We start from the raw sequence: 15,949 nt of genomic DNA, 5'->3' as shown, positions 1-15,949 counted from the left end.
ATAAATTAGCCATAGCAATTAGAAACAACAGAGGTAGTTATAAACCTCGCGAAGAAAAGAAGGATGCACACCGCACCAATAACGGTATTCGTGTGCCTGAAGTTCGTTTAGTAGGTGACAATGTAGAACCCGGCGTTTACAAAATAATGGACGCGCTACGTTTAGCTGAAGAATTAGAAGTTGACTTAGTAGAAATTTCTCCTAATGCAGATCCGCCAGTATGTAAGTTGATGGACTACGGCAAATTCTTGTACCAACAAAAGAAAAGGGACAAAGAATTAAAAGCAAAATCGACACAAATAACCGTAAAAGAAATTCGTTTCGGACCCCAAACAGATGAGCACGATTACGAGTTCAAGAAAAAGAACGCTGAAAAGTTCTTAAAAGAAGGTTCGAAATTGAAAGCTTTTGTATTTTTCAAAGGTCGTTCCATCATCTACAAAGAGCAAGGTCAAATCTTGTTGTTGCGTTTAGCGCAAGATTTGGAAGAGCATGGAAAAGTAGAAGCCATGCCGGTGTTAGAAGGAAAGCGTATGATTATGTTCATCGCTCCTAAAAAGAAAAAATAATAGTCGTTACCGCGTTATGTACTTCGGTTGGCTACCGAAGCGAACGGTTATCGCTATACAAAATTGAGTAAATTGAATCGCAATAAATTTGGGAAATTATGCCTAAAATGAAAACGAAATCCAGTGCCAAAAAGCGCTTTAAAGTGACTGGTTCTGGTAAGATTAAAAGAAAGCACGCTTTTAAAAGTCACATTTTGACTAAAAAGTCTAAAAAACGCAAATTAGCGTTAACGCACGCTGCATTGGTTCACCCAAGTGACGAGCGTAGTGTAAAAGAGCAATTACGTATTGTATAATTGCCTTTACGGTTAAAATTATTTCATAACCCTGGAGCTGGGCCCATCAAGCACATTGAATTGTGCGCCTACTTCAAAAAAATTTAAAAAATTATGCCAAGATCAGTAAATTCAGTTGCTAAAAGAGCACGTAGAAAAAAAATGATGAAGCAGGCTAAAGGTTTCTTTGGCCGTCGTAAAAACGTTTGGACAGTTGCGAAAAACGCGGTAGAAAAAGCAATGCTATATGCATACCGTGATAGAAAGCAGAAAAAGAGAAACTTCCGCGCTTTATGGATTCAGCGTATCAACGCTGGAGCTCGTTTAGAAGGAATGAGTTACTCACAATTCATCGGATTAGTGAAGAAAAACGGTATCGAATTGAACCGTAAAGTATTGGCTGATTTAGCGATGAATCACCCAGAAGCTTTCAAAGCTATCGTGAATAAAGTAAAATAAAAACGTTTGTACAACCAGATTCAATTTACTCACTATATCAAATCCCAATCGTAAGGTTGGGATTTTTTTTTGGGGCGTGCCACCGGCTCCATGCTTACGCCGCTGTCAGGCTCTCCGCTGTAGCCGTACGGTTCCGCTGCCGCTCCACCTTCGGGCTGCCGCTGCGATCCTTCACGCAAATCCGAATAAAAAAGAAACCCCGATGTTCAATCGGGGTTTCTTTTATCTTGCTTCTTTGCTCTTTCTTCTTATTGAAAAACGTCTTCCTGCTCTCCATCAAAACTCGCAAAAACCATACTTGGATGCGAATCCTGGTGAAACATTTTTCCGTCTTTAGTAATCGCAATCGCCCCCGCAAATCCGTCAAACGGTGTTAACTCAGTAAAGGTTTTTTCAAATGCTTTTTCCAAGGTAAAACCATCGGTCACGCGGGTTACAATCTTAGCCGCAACGGCTCCTGAAACAATGTCTTCGCCTACTCCTGTCAAACTCACTCCGCAGTCGGCATTGCAATAATTCCCCGCCACCGTCGCTGAATCGGAAACCCGACCCACTAACTCAAATCCTTTACCACCCGTAGACGTTGCAACCGCAATGCGTCCTTCTGCATCCAAAGCCACACAACCTACCGTTCCTAAACGGGTAGCAGCCACTTTGGCTTCATACTCAGTACGACGCTGCGGAATTTCCGTTGAAAAAGCTTCAAAACCGTTAGCTCGCGCATAGGCCGTTGCCCCTTCCCCACTTAAAATTCGGTCGTCCACCGCTAGTAAATGCTGCGCCACTTGAATCGGATTTTTCACTTCTTCAATGTTGATTACACCGCTCATTTTCATCGTTACGCTGTCCATCAACGAGGCACTCATGCGAATCTTACCATCGCTCTGAATCTGGGATCCAATTCCCGCATTAAACAAGGCATCGTCTTCCAATAACGAAACGGCAAACACCACAGCTTCCAGGGCCGAATGGGTTTGCAAATAAGCATAGCTTTCTTTGACAATGCGCAAAAGGGCTTGCTGCTTGGCGACTTTCGTTTCCAAACTGGTGGAAGATTCTGAAAAAAATCCGCCGTGGATGATGATTCGTGTGGGATTCATTAGAAGTTTCAGGTTTATTTCGCTTCGCTACATCAGTCGGCTAAAGCCTCGTGTCAAGTTTCAGGTTTATTTTGCTACATCAGTCGGCTAAAGCCTCGAGTAAAATTAAAACCTCTACTATGTAAAAAAATTAAACGTATTGTGAGGATTTGATGGTCATTTTAAACGTGTCCAAATCAAAAGTATCGTTCTTGCTCAACACATGAGTCACCAAATGGTTGATGGAAATCGGTTGTCCCAATTCGACTTGAGTCAAATTGGTATCCTTAATTTCTCTACCATCCACCAAAATAACCAGTCCAGACCCAATCGCTTCCATCTGTTTGCCATTGGCAATAAACAAACCGGTATCTTCTCCGAGTCCGACCCCCAATACTTTAGGATTCCCAACAACCGCTTGAAACAAACGCCCGATGCGACCGCGTTGTACAAAATGGGTATCAATCACGACATCGTCAATCAATCCCAATCCCGAAGTAATTTTCACTTCTCCTTTCAACAAAGCTTCGCTGCTACTACCTTGGTAAATCATATTGTTAGAAGCTGCCGCTGCACCCGCTGATGTTCCTGCATAAATAAAATGCTCGTTGCGGTATTTATCCAATAACAAATCATGAAACGGTGTTCCTCCCAAAATAGACGTTAAACGCAATTGGTCGCCCCCCGTAAACATGACCACATCGGCATCGCGCAAACGTTGAATAATTTCAGGATCCATCGCTTGCTCCCGTTTTTCGATATACAATACATCGACATTGTGCGCGCCTAAATAATTGAAGGCTTTCACATATTCGGGTCCGATTTGACGCGGAATCTTTGAAGCCGTAGTAATGACTTCAATACGTGAATTCTCTTTGTATAATGATTCTTTGATGATGCGTTTTAAAATACCTTCCTCAAAGAAGTTCAAATTTTGAGGAGCTGTCGTATCCAAATCGGTTTCGGTAAAACTTCCTTTGTCTACTGCCCCCCCGATAATGATCAATTTTCCAAGTATTTTCATGGCGGTAAAAATAACCATTTCAACACATTTCGCAAACGTTTTCTTCACAAATAGCCCATGAGTTTTCCCCAAGTTTTCCACGAAGCTAGAATACGACAAGTAATCATTTTGTTGAATTTCAGATTAATAGTTCTTAAAATTTATTTTTTCACAAGTATTCCATACATTCAAAAAAATAATTCCTTATTTTTAACAAATTCGTTAGATAAAATCAACCACAAGACACTCGTTTTATGAAAATTGAAAAGATTCAGGCCCTTCGCGGACCCAACATTTGGAGCGTACAACGTAAAAAATTAATCCAAATGCGTCTCGACTTAGAAGACATGGAGGAAAAACCCACTAACAAAATTCCGGGTTTCCGCGAACGTATTGAAGCCATGTTTCCTACTATGATTGAGCACCGTTGTTCAGAAGGCGTGCGCGGCGGATTCTTTTCCCGTATCGATCGTGGAACATGGATGGGCCATGTCATTGAACATATTGCACTTGAAATTCAGACCCTCGCCGGAATGGAAACTGGTTTTGGTCGCACCCGAGAAACCAAAACTCCGGGTGTATATAATGTTGTATTTAGTTATGTTGAAGAAAGCGTAGGTATGTACGCTGCAGAATCTTCGGTGCGCATCGCCGAAGCGTTAATTGCTGGAACCGACTATGATGTACAAGCCGACATCCAAAAAATGCGCGAAATTCGGGAACGCGTTCGCCTTGGTCCTTCTACGGGAAGTATCGTAGATGAAGCGGTAGCGCGCGATATTCCTTGGATTCGCTTAGGAACCAACTCCCTTGTACAGTTGGGTTATGGTGTAAACCAAATGCGTTTTCAAGCAACCATCACATGCAAAACCAGCAATATTGCTGTAGACATTGCTTGTAATAAAGAAGAAACCAAACGCATGCTCGATATGGCTTCGATTCCTGTAGCCAGTGGCGGCATTTGTGTCGATGAAGAAGATTTAGAAAATGTAATCAAAAAAATAGGTTTCCCGATTGTGATTAAACCTTTGGATGGAAATCATGGTAAAGGCGCCTCTATCAATGTCAAAAATTTAGAAGATGCCAAAGCGGGATTAGCACACGCTAAAAACTACAGCCGCAGGGTAATCGTTGAAAAATTCATCACCGGATTTGATTTCCGTGTGCTGGTGATTGACAATAAATTGGTGGCGGCTGCTTTGCGTGAGCCAGCTCATGTCAAAGGTAATGGTGTGAATACCATTCAACAATTGATTGATGAAACCAATAAAGATCCACGACGTGGGTATGGCCATGAAAATGTATTGACCGAAATTACGGTGGATCGCGATACGACCGACTTGCTAACCAAATTGGGCTACGATTTGAATACCGTTCCTGCCAAGGATGAAATTGTGTATTTGAAATCGACAGCAAATTTAAGTACGGGTGGAACTTCGGTCGATGTTACGGATATGATGCACCCGGAAAATATTTTCTTGTGTGAACGCATTTCTCGTGTGATCGGTTTGGACGTTTGTGGTATTGATATTATGGCTTCCAACTTAACCCAACCTTTAAAAGAAAATGGTGGTTGTATCTTGGAAGTAAATGCAGCACCCGGCTTTCGTATGCACTTGGCTCCTTCGGAAGGACTACCACGCAACGTGGCTGCTCCTGTAATTGACATGTTGTATCCTCCTGGAAAACCTTCGCGTATACCAATTATAGCAGTTACGGGTACCAATGGGAAAACCACTACGACCCGTTTAATGGCACACATTGTGAAAAACAACGGTTTCCGTGTTGGTTTTACTACTTCAGACGGTATTTATGTACAAAACCACATGATGGAAAAGGGCGATACTACCGGACCTATTTCTGCAGAATATATATTAAAAGACCCCACCGTTGAGTTTGCCGTTTTGGAAACGGCTCGTGGCGGAATTTTACGTTCCGGTTTAGGATTTAGTCGTTGCGACATCGCGATAATTACCAATATTCAAGAAGACCATTTGGGCTTACAAGATATTCACACTTTAGATGATTTAGCCCGTGTAAAAAGTGTGGTCGTTCGTAGTGTGAAAAAAGACGGTTGGGCGATTTTGAATGCAGATGATGAACAATGCATGAAAATTGCCAAAGACTTAAGCTGTAACATTGCCTATTTCTCTATGGATGAAAACAGTGCAAAAGTGCGCGAACTCTCTAAAGAAGGAAAAATTGTGGCGGTTTATGAAAATGGTTTCATTACCATCAAACGGGGCGAATGGAAAATTCGTGTCGAACGTGCCACACACATTCCTTTGACCATGGGAGGCAAAGCGAAATTTATGATTGCCAATGTTTTGGCAGCTACCCTAGCCGGTTATCTTCATGGATTCAAAACGGAAGACATCAGTTTGTCACTACAAACATTTATTCCAGGGGCAGCGCAAACACCGGGTCGTATGAATATTTTTGAATTCAAAAAATTCAAAGTAATGATCGACTTTGCCCACAATCCGGCGGGTTATCGCGGAGTTGAAGAGTTCTTATCGAGTGTGGATGCTACCAAAAAAATTGGAATCATTGCCGGAGTTGGCGATCGACGTGATGAAGATATAAAAGAGTGTGCAAAAATTGCCGCCCGTATGTTTGATCACATTATCATTCGTCAAGAAAAACACCTGCGGGGACGCACTGAAGAGGAAATCATCGGACTCATCATGGAAGGAATTCATGACAGCGGCTCAACGGTCACCCATGAAATTATTACCAAAGAGACCGAAGCCATAAAACACGCTATTGATACCGCTCAAGAAGGTAGTTTCATTACGGCTCTGAGTGATGTTGTCACCAATGCGATTGAGATCGTTCAAGAATATTTGGATAAAGAACAAGAAGAATAAAGTAGAAACCCGGTTTATCCGGGTTTTTTTATTTTAACACTGACTTTCAAATACTTTACTATATTTGTCGAAATTCAAAAAATATGAAAAAAAGTATCCTGTTATGGTTGAGCATTTTGGCATTTACCTCATCATTTGCTCAAAAAATTCAAGTAAAAAAAGATAAAATTATTTTCGACAAGGCGGAAGTTGCTACGGTAAAAGAAGCCTTCAGAAACCATTTAGACATTGGCACCTTAGCGGGAGAAAAACGTTTCTCTGTAGAATACAAAGGTTTAAGCGCCAATGAAATGCAAATGTACAATTGGTTGGAAGTAACCTCGGCCGATGGAAAGCAAAAAACGGAAATCCCCTATGAAGTGTTGATTACCGCTTTCAATTCTGATCGCATTATTGTGCATTTATTGGCCGTGAAATACAACTTGATTACCGACAAAGGAATCAATGAAGAGGCTTTGAAAACATTCTTTGACACGCCACGAGAAAGTTTGAGTGACAAGTACGGTAAAATCATTGCGGCTGCAAAATTTGAAGAAGACGAGCGCAAACGTAAATTACAGCAAGTTAAAAGTACGTGGAATCCTCAAATCAAAGCAGACAACAGCATTACTATGAACGTTAATGGGAAGTTGTCGATTGTTGGAAGTATAAGCGCACGTCCTTATGCCATTGGTTCTGGCGTAAACAAATATGTTTCTGTCATCGATTTGGACGGCATTGAAGTCGCTTCCTTATCCAATGTGGCCAATGAATTTTACAAATACAAAGTGGAAACCTTTGACGGTAAAAATTATGACTTCTTTATTAAAAGTCAGTACAACAACACCAACACCACCTTCTTGTATGAATTTGTTTGTGACTTAGTGAGTCGCGGTTACGTTTTGGGACACCAAGCCAAAGTAGAACAACAAAAATTATATCAAGCAAAAATTGATTTGGCCAAAGACCGCAGTGTCAATGTATACCAAAAACCCGGCTATTTAATTGATGAAGATGGAAAAAAATACACCGGAATCATCAGCATCAATTTCCAAATGTTGGATGTCAACCAAACCGGTCAAGTTTTGCCTGAGGAAACGGCAGACAAATTCGGAAAAACGGTTGCCATTGTCTACCGCAATGAAAAAAACCAAGAACGTACCAAGACATTCAAAGCTAATTCAGGTGCTTACTTCTGTATTCAAGAAAACGGTACCGAGACCTTTTATTACGGTATGGCGGTGAAAGGAGATTCGATGAAAAAATTTCAAAACATGAGCAATTTGAGTTTTGACAATTCGTACTTCTATCGCTTAATTCACAAAGAAGAAAAAATATTATTACTTCAGGATCCAGTTGAAACTGATCGTTATGTTTTCAAAATTAAAGAAGAAAACAAAGGTCAAATGATCGACCGAAGAAGTAACGACGATTTGATTCCTGTAGTTGCCGATTACTTAAAAGCTTGTAAATCGGTTGCAGAGGATATTCGGAAAAAAGAATTTGATCTCAAAATCGAAGACAATTTAAAAACCATCGCACAAGAATACCAATCGTGTAAATAAAACAGAAATGGGACAACGTAAAAGTTGTCCTTTTTTTTGTAACAAAAGGAGACTTTCTACCGACTATTAGTGGGAAATAGCTATTTTTACTTCAAACAAATTAAGGCAACAATGAATAAAAAATGGATTGCAATTGGCGGATTTTTACTCGCCTTCGGTTTTGCACAAGCACAATTAAAATCGATAACTTTAGAAGACGGAGTTTTACAACAAAACCGCAAATTTGGCGCCGATCGCCTTACCGGATTTCAATGGATTCCCGGCACAACGGATTATGTGTATTATGCCAATACGTGGTCAAAAATGATGAAAGCTTCAGCAGCCAATCCAGAAGCAAAAGAGTGGATCACTTTAGCGGATATCAACAAAACGTTGGGCACCAAATTGACCAACTTTTTTGGGGTGCAATGGATTGACGGCACCCATTTATTACTCACTGAAGGTGGAAAATATTACAGCTTTGATGTCAATTCCAAAACAGGAACCATACTTTTAAGTATTCCAGAATCGGCGGATAATGCCACTTTTAATGACTCCAAATCACTTCTGGCCTATACCAAAGACAACAATTTATACTTAAAAAAAGGCGAACAAGAAATCGCCATTACACAAGAATCCAATAAAGGGATTGTTTCCGGACAATCCATATCGCGGAATGAATTTGGAATCAGTGGCGGAATTTTTTGGGCACCCAATTCAACCTATTTGGCTTTCTACCAAAAAGATGAATCGCAAGTAGCTGATTATCCCTTATTGGACATTACTAAAACACCTGGGCAATTAGTGAACATTAAATACCCGATGGCTGGACAACCATCGGAGAAGGTACGCGTTGGCATCTACCACCTCGCTACTGGAAAGACTGCTTTTATCAGTCCGAAGAGCGGAGCCGCAGATGATTATATGACCAATTTATGTTGGACCCCCGATTCCAAGTATATTGTGGTTGCCGAACTCAACCGCGGGCAAAACAACATGAACTTGAATGTGTATGACGCGGCAACGGGTAACTTCGTTCGCACTTTATTGAATGAAACCAACGAGCGTTGGGTCGAACCCGAACACGAAGCGTTTTTCCCATCTGCTAAATCCAATAATTTTGTTTGGTTTAGTGAGAAAGATGGCTTTCAAAACTTGTATTACTATGATTTTAACGGGAAATTGATCAAACAATTGACCCAGAATAAATTCCCAACCCGTGAAATCATTGGCGCTAATCCCGAAGGAACGGAAATCTATTTTAAAGCTACGGGAGAAAATGGTACGAACATGTTGGTTTACAAAGTGGATTTAAAAGGTAAACAAACCTTAGTAACCAAAGACCAAGGCGTTCATACTGCGTTTTTATCAACGGATGGATCTTATCTATTTGATGAATATTCCAATCACAGCACTCCGTCAAAATCCGTGATTATTGATAAAAAAGGGAACGCGGATGTGGTGCTTACCAGTAAAAATAAATACGAAGGTTATGCTTTAGGAACTGCTGAAATCAAAACGATTAAAGCCGCTGATGGGGTAACCGACTTATATACGCGTTTGATTAAACCGAGTAATTTTGATCCTACCAAGAAGTATCCTGTTTTGGTGTACGTTTACGGCGGACCGCATGCGCAAATGATTACCAACTCCTATTTGGATGGCGCTAATTTGTGGATGTATTGGATGGCAGAACAAGGCTATTTGGTCTTTACGGTAGACAATCGCGGTTCTGACAATCGTGGATTTGCGTTTGAAAGTGTGATTCACCGCAATTTGGGTAATAATGAAATTGACGATCAATTAAAAGGCGTAGAATATTTAAAATCGTTACCGTATGTCGACGGCAATCGTTTGGCGGTTCACGGATGGAGCTTTGGCGGATTCATGACGACTTCGCTATTATTACGCAAACCCGATGTCTTTAAAGTGGGCGTTGCGGGCGGACCTGTAATTGATTGGAAATGGTATGAAGTGATGTATGGCGAACGCTATATGGATACGCCAGAAGAAAATCCACAAGGATTTGAAACGGCTTGTGTTTCCAATTATGCCAAAGATTTGAAAGGAAAATTATTGCTAATTCACGGTACTTCGGATGATGTGGTGGTAGAACAACACAATTTATCGTTGGTCAAAAAATTAATCGAAGCGGGTAAACAAGCGGATTATTTTCCGTATCCGATGCACAAACATAATGTAACTGGGAAAGACCGGGTACATCTTATGAAAAAGGTGTTGGATTATGTGATGGAGAATAATAAATAATTAAATTCCAATAAAAAAATCCCAAATTCCAATATCCAAATTCCTCCCGAAATTTCGGGCCTAAATTAAAAAAATACCAAAATATAAATCCCAAATTCCAACTGTTATACTATTGGAATTTGGGATTTTTTTATTGAAATTTAATCCTTACGTTTTTTGTTTCTTCTTTTTGGCGGCAGGGAATAATACGTTATTTAATATTAGGCGAAATCCAGGTGAATTGGGGTGTAAATCCAATACGGTTGGTTCGTCACCTACTTGATGGCGGTAATCTTCGGGATCGTGTCCACCGAAAAAGGTAAAGAATCCTTTTCCTTTTTGACCGTGAATGTAGCGGGCTTCTTCATTGATTTGGCATTCGCCTAAAACCAAGACATTGGATTTAATAGTGGATCGATCAAAAGCCGTGGTTTGCCCCATAAATCCTTTCACCAATTGCGTATGATTTTGGCATAACATGCTCGGAATCACATCCCATTTGGCCGAATATTCCATGAGTGTAAAATAGTCTTTTTCAAAGGGAACGCGGCGTTTTTCGGTCATGTCAATATCGGAAAACTCGTATTTATCGGGGCGGCGTTCAAGAATAAAATCTTTGAAAGCAAACGATTTGGTATAGTCGATTTGGGCTTGGTAATTGGGGTCACTGCCGTCACCATCAAACATGGGTTCGCAAATATCTACACCTTCAGCGGTCAGGGCGATATCAAAACTATCGGTCGCCGAGCACATGGCAAACATGAATCCGCCTCCAATCACAAAATCACGAATTTTTTTGGCTACAGCTAATTTTTCTAGAGAAACTTTGGGATAGCCTAATTTTGTAGCCAAAGCTTCTGCTTCGCGTTTTTGTTCAATATACCAAGGTGCATTGCGGTAGGCACCATAGAATTTTCCATATTGTCCGGTAAAATCCTCATGGTGTAAATGCAACCAATCATATAAAAGCAATTGATCGGTTAATACCTCTTCATCGTAAATGGGTGTAAACGGAATTTCGGCGTAGGTTAATACCATCGTCACAGCGTCATCCCAAGGTTGTTTACCTTTGGGCGTATATACTGCAATTTTGGGCGCTTTTTCCAACACCACTGTTTCCATATTTTGGGACGGACTCGCGATTTCATCCAAAATTTGATTAGCTTCACTATCGGAAAGGATTTCGAAACTGACGCCACGAATTTGGCATTCTTTGCGAATTTCTGCCGCATCAGGTAATAGAAAAGAACCGCCACGGTAATTCAACAACCAACTGGCTTTGTATTCTTTAGTAAGTACCCAATAGGTAATCCCGTACGCTTTCAAATGATTTTTTTGCGATACATCATCCATGGGCAAAAGGATAAAATTCGCCCGAATTGGCAGTATACAAACTAAAAACAACAGTACACAAACTGAAAAGCGATTTTTCATAAGGTCCAAACTATATTTGCTTCGAAGGTACAATTTATCACAGAAATACCGAATCAACGATTTGTTAATTGTTAAAAACAAAAAACACGTAAAAATACGTGTAGCATAAAATTTACTAACACCTTATTTTTGAAAAATGACAAACCAACCCTCAACGCTTACTATGAGAAAATCACTTAAGAACATGAGCGCCTTGGCCAAATTGGGGCTAAGTTGTGTGTTGGCGCTGTTGCTGATTTATTTTGTTTTATCGGTCAAATTCATATTAAGTTAAGAGTCTTTGAAACAACCATGAATTTATTTACGCCTTATTAACCGATAGAATTGGCACCGACTTCGTTATCCAAGTCGGTGCTTTTATTTTTAAATCGTATCGATTTCTACAATTTTGTTTTGAATGGCATAGACAACCAATCCCGCAATATTCTTGGATTCGGTTTTTAACAACAGATTATTGCGGTGGCCTTCGACGGTTCTCGGACTGATAAACAACTTTTCTGCTATTTCATTGGTATTTAATTGTTGGCAAATTAACTGCAAGACTTCTTGTTCTCTGTTGGTAAGATAGTCGTCATCAAAACGGTTTTTAGGGGTATCGGAAACAATATCATTTTGAATGACATCGAGTACTTCTGGTGTGTAATAAAACCCTTTTTCATCCACTTGTCGGATGGTTTCCAACATAACTTTGGGTGAGGCATTTTTCACGAGATAAGAAGAAGCTCCCACGTGCAGCATATTGGCAATGAAAGCTTGGGTATTATAACTTGTTAAGGCTATGATTTTAACGATGGGAAATTCTTTATGAATAATTCGAGTGGCCTCTACTCCATTGAGATCAGGCATTTTTAAATCCATAAGAATGATATCGGGATAGTTTTCAGTATTGCGAAGATAATCAACCACTTCTTGCCCGTTTGAAGCTTCATAAATGACATCAATATCGGGTTCGCGTTGCAATAGAAAATAAATTCCTTTACGAAATAATTCCTCATCGTCTGCTAAAAGAATTTGAATGGGCATAATTTATAATTTAGTGAAAAGAAAAATATAGTTAACTCCATGATTGGGCTGACTTGCAACTTGAAAAGTACCGTTTAAGATACCCACCCTACTTTCGATATTTTTTAAGCCCAATCCACGATGTTTTAAAGAATCGTGCACTTCAAATCCGATACCGTTATCCGTATACTGTAGCTGAATTTGGTCGTTATACTGTGCCATAGTAATTTGAACTTGTGTGGCTTTCCCGTGGCGCAACGAGTTATTGAGTAGTTCTTGTAAAATACGGAATACATGCAACAGTTTGTCATTTTTTGCTTCATCAAACTTAACGGAATTGGTATAAGTAACCTGCATGGTTTTACTAGAATTAAATTCTAAAACCAGTTCTTCGATACCCGCATGCAACCCAAACCGTTCAAAAACGGGTGGCAATAAATCATGTGCTATACGTCGGGAATTTTCCAAGGCTTTTCCTGTAAGATCCGAAATTTGCTGCATAATTTCTGTTCGTTCCAAATCAGTTATATCAGGTGTGGATAATAAATGAGTATGCAGGGCCACTACATTGAGTTTCGAACTGATGTCATCGTGTAAATCTTGTGCAATGCGTTTGCGTTCGGCTTCTTGTGTAACCAAAACGGAATGTAGCAGTTCTTTTTGATGATTGACTTCCAATTCGCGTTTTTCAATTTCTTTCTGGACAATCTTTTTACGTGAAAAATAAAAAAACAAAATCATGACCAAAGCAATCGACAGGAAAGCCAAAGCAACGGCAATGATGGTTTGTGCTATTTTAATTTCTTCAGTTCCTAGTTGCATGTGTTGGTCTTTTTGAGTCGGATAATTTGAATAAACAAAATCAAATGATATCCTAGGAATAATATAATGTTAAACCACATGATGACATCTGCAGGGTATTTTATGTGCAATTGAGTCATCAAAAAATTAAAGAGAAACAACGACATACTCCCAATTAAATAGATTAGGGGGCCCAATGTAAAATTGTAATTGACTTTAGGTTGATCCAACATTTGATACAAATGCATTGTAGCATACACAATAATCGGCATTGACATAAGGTAAATTTCGACCAAATTAAATTCCCAGAACATATCTGGAAAGCGTACATATTGAAAACCAATGATACCCAAAAGTATGAACGTTGTAAATCGAATCCCTTTTTTGATTTTTGAACCACTTAAAACAGTATAAAAATAGTTACTCAAGAATACAAATTGAGTGATAAAATAAACATGGGACAAATACAAGTTATTACTATGCATCTTGGACAAAATAGTAGCCCATAACTGGGTAATGCCCATGGCAAAAATGTACCAGGTAAATACCTTTACACTATATCCTTGACTCCGATAGACACGAAATAGCAATACTATATTGATCAAATGAATGACATAGTGAAAAAGATCTAATATTTGATACATTCTTTATTTCATTAACGGACTTGTAAAATCACAATTCTCGGGACAAGGTTTTGTGAAATCATAAATGTAGAAACCTTGGTCATCGTTGATCATATCTTGACCGTTCTTATCGACGCCAACAACCATCATTTTGGGTGTGCCATTTTCATCAATACCGAGGTAGGCACGCACATTTTCAACGCCGTCTTCATTGAGAACTTGGGTGATATCAATTTCGGGAATCAAGAATGCTTTGATGTCAATATTACTTTTTACACCCCAAGCCGCTACCCAAGTTTGTGCTTGTTCTAAGGTTACCGTGTTGATTGCTTCTTTCATAAAAAATTGTTGTTAAGGTTTATCGCATAAATATAACTTTTTAAGCAAAAAAAAACAGGTATTTCTACCTGTTTTTGTATTCATTTTCTTAGAAAGGAACATCGCTGTCGTCATCGATTGGCGGACTACTGCTTCCAAAAGCTTCATTGGCGGAAGGTAAATTTTTGGTAAAGAACGGATTGTCATCCAAATTCATTTTTGACGGTAAATCCCCAAAACCATTTCCAAAATCGTCGAGGTTGTCAAATTTACCCAAACTTCCGATGAACTTCAAACGGATATTCTCCAGCGAACCGTTACGGTGTTTCGCAATGATAAACTCCGCTTGCCCTTGAGTTGGTGATTGTTCATCATCATCCCATTCTTCAATTTTATAATATTCGGGACGATAAATAAACGATACAATATCCGCATCTTGCTCAATCGCACCCGATTCACGAAGGTCGGAAAGTAAAGGCCGCTTACTGGAACCACGCGTTTCTACGGCACGGGACAACTGAGACAATGCAATTACGGGAACTTCCAATTCCTTTGCTAATGCTTTTAAGTTACGCGAGATGGTCGAAATTTCTTGTTCACGGTTTCCACCGCCCTTACCAGCTCCACCGGCAGTCATCAATTGCAAATAATCGATAATGATTAATTTGATACCGTGTTGGGAAGCCAAGCGTCGGGCTTTGGCGCGTAAATCGAAAATCGATAACGAAGGTGTATCGTCAATGTAAAGTGGCGCTTTTTCAAGATCGCGAACTTTCACACTCAATTGTTCCCATTCGTGTTTTTCCAATTTTCCAGTACGCAATTTTTCAGAAGACAAACCGGTTTCCGAGGAAATCAAACGGGTTATCAACTGTACAGAAGACATCTCTAGGGAGAATACGGCTACTGGACTCTGGGAATCGATGGCCATATTTCGGGCCATGGATAATACAAAGGCGGTTTTCCCCATACCTGGACGTGCTGCGATGATAATCAAATCGGAAGGTTGCCATCCCGAAGTGACTTGATCGAGTTTATGAAAACCAGTTGGAATTCCGCTTAAACCTTCTTTATTGGAAATTTCTTCGATGCGTTTTTTGGCTTGCATCACCAAACTTTGTGCGGTTTCCGAACTGCGTTTGATGTTGCCTTGAGTAACCTCATACAATTTCGATTCGGCCATGTCCAATAAATCAAATACATCGGTTGATTCATCGTAGGCTTCTTCAATAATATCCGAAGAAATTTTAATTAACGAACGTTGAATGTGTTTTTGCAGAATGATGCGCGAGTGAAACTCGATATGTGCCGAAGACGAAATCTTTTGGGTAAGTTGAATCAAATAAAAATCACCGCCCGCAATATCCAATTTACCGTTCTTTTTCAACTGAGCCGAAACGGTTAATAAGTCGATGGGTTGTGAATCGGTGAATAATTGGAAAATCGCTTCAAAAATAAACTTGTGTGCGTCTTTGTAAAAAGCTTCAGGTTGAAGGATATCGATTACCTCATCAACCCCTTTTTTATCAATCATCATGGCGCCCAATACCGCCTCTTCTAGGTCTACCGCCTGTGGTGGCAACTTCCCTTTCTCAAGGTTGATGATGGTCGTTTTGTCGACTTTGACCGGGTTAATATTTCTTAAATTTTCCATAAAGCGAAAGTAACGAATTCTACTAAAAATCGCGTGACGACTTATTACCAGAACGTGTTTATAAATTGTAAAATTTTGTTGAAAACCAAAAA

General features: G+C 39.8%; 14 protein-coding genes. 6 read left to right on the top strand and 8 right to left on the bottom strand.

Features of this window, described 5'->3' with window-relative positions:
• Nucleotides 1–17: 17 nt before the first annotated feature.
• From infC to rplT, 3 genes are all read left to right on the top strand, one after another.
• On the top strand, nucleotides 18–569 hold the full coding sequence (gene infC / locus OLM45_RS06610) for a translation initiation factor IF-3 (RefSeq protein WP_129461780.1): 552 nt from the start codon (nucleotides 18–20) through the stop codon (nucleotides 567–569).
• Between the two features lie 98 nt (nucleotides 570–667).
• Nucleotides 668–865, top strand: coding sequence for a 50S ribosomal protein L35 (gene rpmI, locus OLM45_RS06605; RefSeq protein WP_073363905.1), 198 nt, complete (start codon nucleotides 668–670; stop codon nucleotides 863–865).
• A gap of 93 nt (nucleotides 866–958) precedes the next feature.
• Entirely contained in the window at nucleotides 959–1,303 is a 345-nt protein-coding gene (gene rplT / locus OLM45_RS06600) for a 50S ribosomal protein L20 (RefSeq protein WP_073363906.1), read from the top strand.
• Nucleotides 1,304–1,551: 248 nt separating this feature from the next.
• Here the strand turns inward: rplT and OLM45_RS06595 are convergent, their stop codons facing one another.
• Together OLM45_RS06595 and OLM45_RS06590 are read right to left on the bottom strand one after the other, a co-directional pair.
• Entirely contained in the window at nucleotides 1,552–2,403 is an 852-nt protein-coding gene (locus OLM45_RS06595) for an isoaspartyl peptidase/L-asparaginase (RefSeq protein ID WP_264509220.1), read from the bottom strand.
• Between the two features lie 130 nt (nucleotides 2,404–2,533).
• Nucleotides 2,534–3,406, bottom strand: coding sequence for a cyanophycinase (locus OLM45_RS06590; RefSeq protein WP_129462017.1), 873 nt, complete (start codon nucleotides 3,404–3,406; stop codon nucleotides 2,534–2,536).
• A 233-nt stretch (nucleotides 3,407–3,639) separates the two neighbouring features.
• Here OLM45_RS06590 and cphA point away from each other — a divergent pair, with 233 nt between their 5' ends.
• The 3 genes from cphA (at nucleotide 3,640) to OLM45_RS06575 (ending at nucleotide 10,046) form a co-directional block, all read left to right on the top strand.
• Complete coding sequence (cphA, locus tag OLM45_RS06585) at nucleotides 3,640–6,255, top strand: cyanophycin synthetase (RefSeq protein ID WP_264509219.1); 2,616 nt, start codon at nucleotides 3,640–3,642, stop codon at nucleotides 6,253–6,255.
• An 83-nt stretch (nucleotides 6,256–6,338) separates the two neighbouring features.
• A complete protein-coding gene (locus OLM45_RS06580; RefSeq protein ID WP_264509217.1) occupies nucleotides 6,339–7,799 on the top strand; it encodes a hypothetical protein in 1,461 nt (486 codons plus the stop codon).
• A gap of 111 nt (nucleotides 7,800–7,910) precedes the next feature.
• On the top strand, nucleotides 7,911–10,046 hold the full coding sequence (locus OLM45_RS06575) for a S9 family peptidase (protein ID WP_264509216.1): 2,136 nt from the start codon (nucleotides 7,911–7,913) through the stop codon (nucleotides 10,044–10,046).
• 147 nt (nucleotides 10,047–10,193) lie between these two features.
• Here the strand turns inward: OLM45_RS06575 and OLM45_RS06570 are convergent, their stop codons facing one another.
• From OLM45_RS06570 to dnaB, 6 genes are all read right to left on the bottom strand, one after another.
• Nucleotides 10,194–11,459, bottom strand: a complete 1,266-nt coding sequence (locus tag OLM45_RS06570; RefSeq protein ID WP_264509215.1) for an asparagine synthetase B — start codon at nucleotides 11,457–11,459, stop codon at nucleotides 10,194–10,196.
• A 363-nt stretch (nucleotides 11,460–11,822) separates the two neighbouring features.
• Nucleotides 11,823–12,482, bottom strand: coding sequence for a response regulator transcription factor (locus OLM45_RS06565; RefSeq protein WP_264509214.1), 660 nt, complete (start codon nucleotides 12,480–12,482; stop codon nucleotides 11,823–11,825).
• Between the two features lie 3 nt (nucleotides 12,483–12,485).
• Nucleotides 12,486–13,283, bottom strand: a complete 798-nt coding sequence (locus tag OLM45_RS06560; RefSeq protein WP_264509212.1) for a sensor histidine kinase — start codon at nucleotides 13,281–13,283, stop codon at nucleotides 12,486–12,488.
• Nucleotides 13,274–13,906 carry a hypothetical protein gene (locus OLM45_RS06555; RefSeq protein ID WP_264509211.1) on the bottom strand — a complete coding sequence of 211 codons (633 nt, stop codon included), beginning with the start codon at nucleotides 13,904–13,906 and terminating at the stop codon, nucleotides 13,274–13,276. Before OLM45_RS06555 ends, OLM45_RS06560 begins: the two co-directional genes overlap by 10 nt.
• Before the next feature lie 3 nt (nucleotides 13,907–13,909).
• Nucleotides 13,910–14,224 (bottom strand): hypothetical protein, encoded by a 315-nt coding sequence (locus OLM45_RS06550; protein WP_264509210.1) that lies wholly within the window; start codon nucleotides 14,222–14,224, stop codon nucleotides 13,910–13,912.
• A gap of 88 nt (nucleotides 14,225–14,312) precedes the next feature.
• Nucleotides 14,313–15,857 (bottom strand): replicative DNA helicase, encoded by a 1,545-nt coding sequence (gene dnaB, locus OLM45_RS06545; RefSeq protein ID WP_264509209.1) that lies wholly within the window; start codon nucleotides 15,855–15,857, stop codon nucleotides 14,313–14,315.
• Between the last annotated feature and the right edge of the window lie 92 nt (nucleotides 15,858–15,949).

Source organism: Flavobacterium sp. N1719 (genome assembly GCF_025947045.1).
GTDB lineage: Bacteria > Bacteroidota > Bacteroidia > Flavobacteriales > Flavobacteriaceae > Flavobacterium > Flavobacterium stagni.
This window is presented reverse-complemented; position numbering and strand designations above follow the sequence as displayed.